Source organism: Arthrobacter sp. Dra40, assembly GCF_059091905.1.
In genome coordinates this window covers 1-3,568 of record NZ_JBNHHB010000358.1, presented here as the reverse complement: position 1 = coordinate 3,568, position 3,568 = coordinate 1, and the positions used below count along the sequence as shown (strand labels likewise).

Annotated in this window: 6 protein-coding genes; 4 read left to right on the top strand and 2 right to left on the bottom strand. The window is 66.5% G+C overall.

Annotated elements, in window-relative coordinates; genetic code table 11:
* On the top strand, positions 1-315 hold a 315-nt coding region (locus AC5RWT_RS35710; protein WP_494084354.1), incomplete at its 5' end, for an aminotransferase class IV.
* A gap of 65 nt (positions 316-380) precedes the next feature.
* Positions 381-758 (top strand): DUF1304 family protein, encoded by a 378-nt coding sequence (locus AC5RWT_RS35705; protein WP_494084353.1) that lies wholly within the window; start codon positions 381-383, stop codon positions 756-758.
* Between the two features lie 97 nt (positions 759-855).
* On the opposite strand, the gene AC5RWT_RS35700 is transcribed toward AC5RWT_RS35705, so the two are convergent.
* Entirely contained in the window at positions 856-1,476 is a 621-nt protein-coding gene (locus tag AC5RWT_RS35700; protein ID WP_494084352.1) for a hypothetical protein, read from the bottom strand.
* Positions 1,477-1,580: 104 nt separating this feature from the next.
* Positions 1,581-1,988 carry a DUF7793 family protein gene (locus AC5RWT_RS35695; RefSeq protein WP_494084351.1) on the bottom strand — a complete coding sequence of 136 codons (408 nt, stop codon included), beginning with the start codon at positions 1,986-1,988 and terminating at the stop codon, positions 1,581-1,583.
* A gap of 225 nt (positions 1,989-2,213) precedes the next feature.
* Between AC5RWT_RS35695 and AC5RWT_RS35690 the strand changes: the two genes are divergently transcribed.
* A complete protein-coding gene (locus AC5RWT_RS35690) occupies positions 2,214-2,996 on the top strand; it encodes an MBL fold metallo-hydrolase (protein ID WP_494084350.1) in 783 nt (260 codons plus the stop codon).
* A 51-nt stretch (positions 2,997-3,047) separates the two neighbouring features.
* Positions 3,048-3,568, top strand: a 521-nt coding sequence (locus AC5RWT_RS35685) for a fumarylacetoacetate hydrolase family protein (protein WP_494084349.1), incomplete at its 3' end; no start/stop codon positions are given.

Sequence of the window (3,568 nt, the reverse complement as noted above, 5' to 3'; positions counted from 1 at the left end):
GGCCACATCCTGCACGGCGTCACCCGCTCCTCGGTGATCGAGCTGGCCAAGGACCGCGGCCTGGACGTGCAGGAACGCAAGATCACCATCGACGAATGGCGCGACGGCGTGGCCGCCGGCGACATCACCGAGGCCTTCGCCTGCGGCACGGCGGCGGTGATCACCCCGATCGGCGAGCTGAAGGCCGAGGGCTTTACCATCGCGTCCCCGAGCGCCGGCTCCGGCGAGGTGGCCATGTCCATCCGGCAGGAACTGCTCGGCATCCAGACCGGAGCGGTGGAGGACTCGCGCGGCTGGCTCACCCGCCTGGCCTAGGCTGGCTCACCCGCCTGGCCTAACCACCGCTTCCTTTCCAAGGCCGGCCGGGCCACACTTGGTCCATGACCGGGGTGGCCTACCTCCTAGCCGTGATCTTCGGCCTGGTCCTGATCACCGTCGGGATCGCCGAGGCGTTCTACTTCCGCGACCCGCGCTTCCACAAGCTGTTCCTCCTCCGACCCCAGGACGTGGCAGCGGTCCGGCTCTGGACCATCAACCTCGGCTTCTACAACTTGGTCTGGGGGCTGGTCCTCATTGCCGGGGTCTTCATCGCCGCCAGCGGCAGAACGGCCATCGGCGAGACCATGATCGTCTTCACGTGCATCGCCCACGTGGTCCTCGGGGCGGTGCTTTGGTTCTCCGAACGGCGGCTCTGGCAGAGCGCCCTGGCCCAAGCCATTCTGCCGCTGATCGTCCTCCTCCTGCTGCTTCTGTTCTAACTCGGGAGGAGGACGACGGCGGGGTCTGCCGTCAGGAGGAACGGCGCCTTCCGGACGGGCTCAGCCTTCCGGCGGGGCCACCGCCACCAATGCGGGGCTACCGGCTCCGGGCAGCGGCTTTGCGCTCGGCGGCCTTCCGGGCCTTTTTGGACACCGGCTTCAACGCCTTGCGCTCCGCCTCTTCGGCTGCAATCCGGTTCTTCCGGGCATCCACCAGATCGTTCCACAGCGCGGAGGCGAAGCTGCCGCCGTCCCGCGCATACACCTCGTACGGGAAGGACGCGAAGATGCCCGCCGGCGAGGCCGCCCCCGGAAGGTCCTTCCCGCTCTTCAGCGCGTAGGCGTCGCCGAGTGCCCACGTCCGCGACAAGTAGCGGGCCAAGTTTTCGCGAATAAACACATTGGCGTCCGCGGCGTCCGCAGCCTGCTCCAGCAGGGTCTGCAGCCGTGACGCCAGCAGGCCCGATGCCGCGTCGGAGACATCCGCGCCGCCTTCCGCGGCAGATTCGAGTTCTGCCGTGAATTCGTTGACCGCGGTTTCCCAGTCGGTCGTTTCGCGGTTCTTCTGCCAGGTGGGGAACCAGACAACGTCCCCGTTGGCATGGTTGTGGATGTGCTGCATCCCGCTATTGCGCTCGGCCGCCGCGTGGTCATGCTCGGCCACGTTGTACTTGGCCAGCAGTTCCGCCAGGGAGATGGTGTTCTTGGTTTCCGCCATGGAATTCTTCCTATCGTGCAGCAGCAATGGGTCCATCAGGGCAACCCCGCTGCCGCGCGAAGTTATTCCGCGGTGAATCCCGACACCCAGGCCGGTGCCCGCAGTTAGACGACGCTCCCGTCGATCTCCAGCGTGGACAGGCGTTCGGCATGCCCTGCCAGCCAGGTCCGCGCTTCGGCCTCGTCGTCGAAGTACCGGGAACAACCGTCATCGGCGAAAATCCGCAGGAAGAAGTTCCCCAGCACACGGTCCACCGACCCGTTGCCGAGCACCGCCACGGCCAGAGAGGCTGTGAAGGTATGGGCAATCAACCGCACCTCCGCGGTCGCCCAGCGAACACCGGCCATCCTCAGCAGCACCACCACCCGCCGCTCGCCGACCAGTTCGAACAGACGGTCAACTACCTGCTGCGCCAGCTCGGCGCTGACGCTGAGACCGCGATGGAGCGTCAGCACCAGCAGCCCGTCGTCGTCCAATTGCACATCGTAGGTTGAGTGAACTTCCTCCAGCACTGATCCCCCCGTCCGGCCGGTGATGTGCGCATCTCCAGCCCTCGTCGTGCCGCCGTGAGCGGCCCGTGCAGGCACTTAGCCTATGCGACCGATGTCACATTTGCTGCACCGTCCGGTGCGAATATGAACCGATCCCTTCATATTGCGCGATTATTACGACGGCGGTGCCCGCCTTCCGCACAGCAGCTCTGCGGCGCTGGGCTCGGGAATGCGAGGATGGGCTCTGTGAGCGCTGAACAGAAATCCGCCGTGGTCCGCAGCAGCGACCTGACCCGCTATCGGTTGGCCCCGAATCCGGGGCCTATGAGCCTTGACGGCACGCAGTCGTACCTGATTGCGGCGCCGGAGAGCAGGGGAGTGGTCGTGGTGGATCCAGGGCCGCTGGATGAGGTACATCTGGCCGAACTGGCGGCCGCCGGTGACGTGGAACTTGTCCTGATCACCCACCACCACATCGACCACACCGAGGCCAGCGAGCGTTTCCATCACCTGACCGGTGCCCCCGTGCGGGCGCTGGACGCGGCGCTCTGCTTCGGTGGAGAACCGCTGAGTGACGGCGAGGTGATCCGGGCCGCCGGTGTCGACATCCGCGTTCTGGCCACGCCGGGGCACACGGCCGACTCGGTCAGTTTCCATCTGCCTGCCGACGGCCCGCACGGTTCGGTCCTCACCGGTGACACCATCCTGGGGCGCGGTACCACCATCATTGCCTACCCGGACGGTCGGCTCGGCCCGTACCTGGATTCGCTTGCCCGGCTGGAGATCCTCGGGCCCGCCAAGGTGTTGCCCGCCCACGGCGGCACGCTGCCGGACCTCTCGGCAATCTGCCGCGAATACGCCAGCCACCGCCAGCTCCGGCTGGACCAGATCCGCTCCGCCCTCGAGCAACTCGGCGCCGACGCCAGCGTCGACGACGTCACCGACCACGTCTACACCGACATCGACGCCGCCGTCCGCCTAGCGGCCGAAGCCTCCGTCGCGGCCCAACTGGAGTACCTGCGCGGCTAACTGCCTCGTTCGGCTTGGAATCCATCCGCCGACAACAAGTAGGCTAAACGCATGCGTATAGCCCGGTTTGTCCTCGATTCTGACCCCCAGTACGGCATCGTCGAAGGCGAGGAGGGAAGCGAACAGGTCACCGTCATCGCCGGCGACCCGTTCTTCAGCGGCATCCAGCCCACCGGAGCCCGGCACAAGCTCGAGGACGTCCGCCTGCTGGCCCCGATCATCCCGCGCAGCAAAGTGATCGGCATCGGCCGCAACTACGCCGAACACATCAAGGAAATGGGCAACGAGACCCCGGCCGCACCGCTGATGTTCCTCAAGCCGAACACCTCGGTGATCGGCCCGAACGAACCGTTGGTACTGCCGGAGTTCTCCGACGAGGTCTCCTACGAAGCAGAACTCTGCGTGATCATCGGGCGGATCTGCAAGGACGTCCCGGTGGAGCGCGTGGACGATGTCATCTTCGGCTACACCTGCGGCAACGACCTCACCGCACGCGACGCGCAGCGCACCGACAACCAGTGGGCCCGCGCCAAGGGCTTCGACGGCTCGGCCCCGCTCGGCCCGTGGATCGA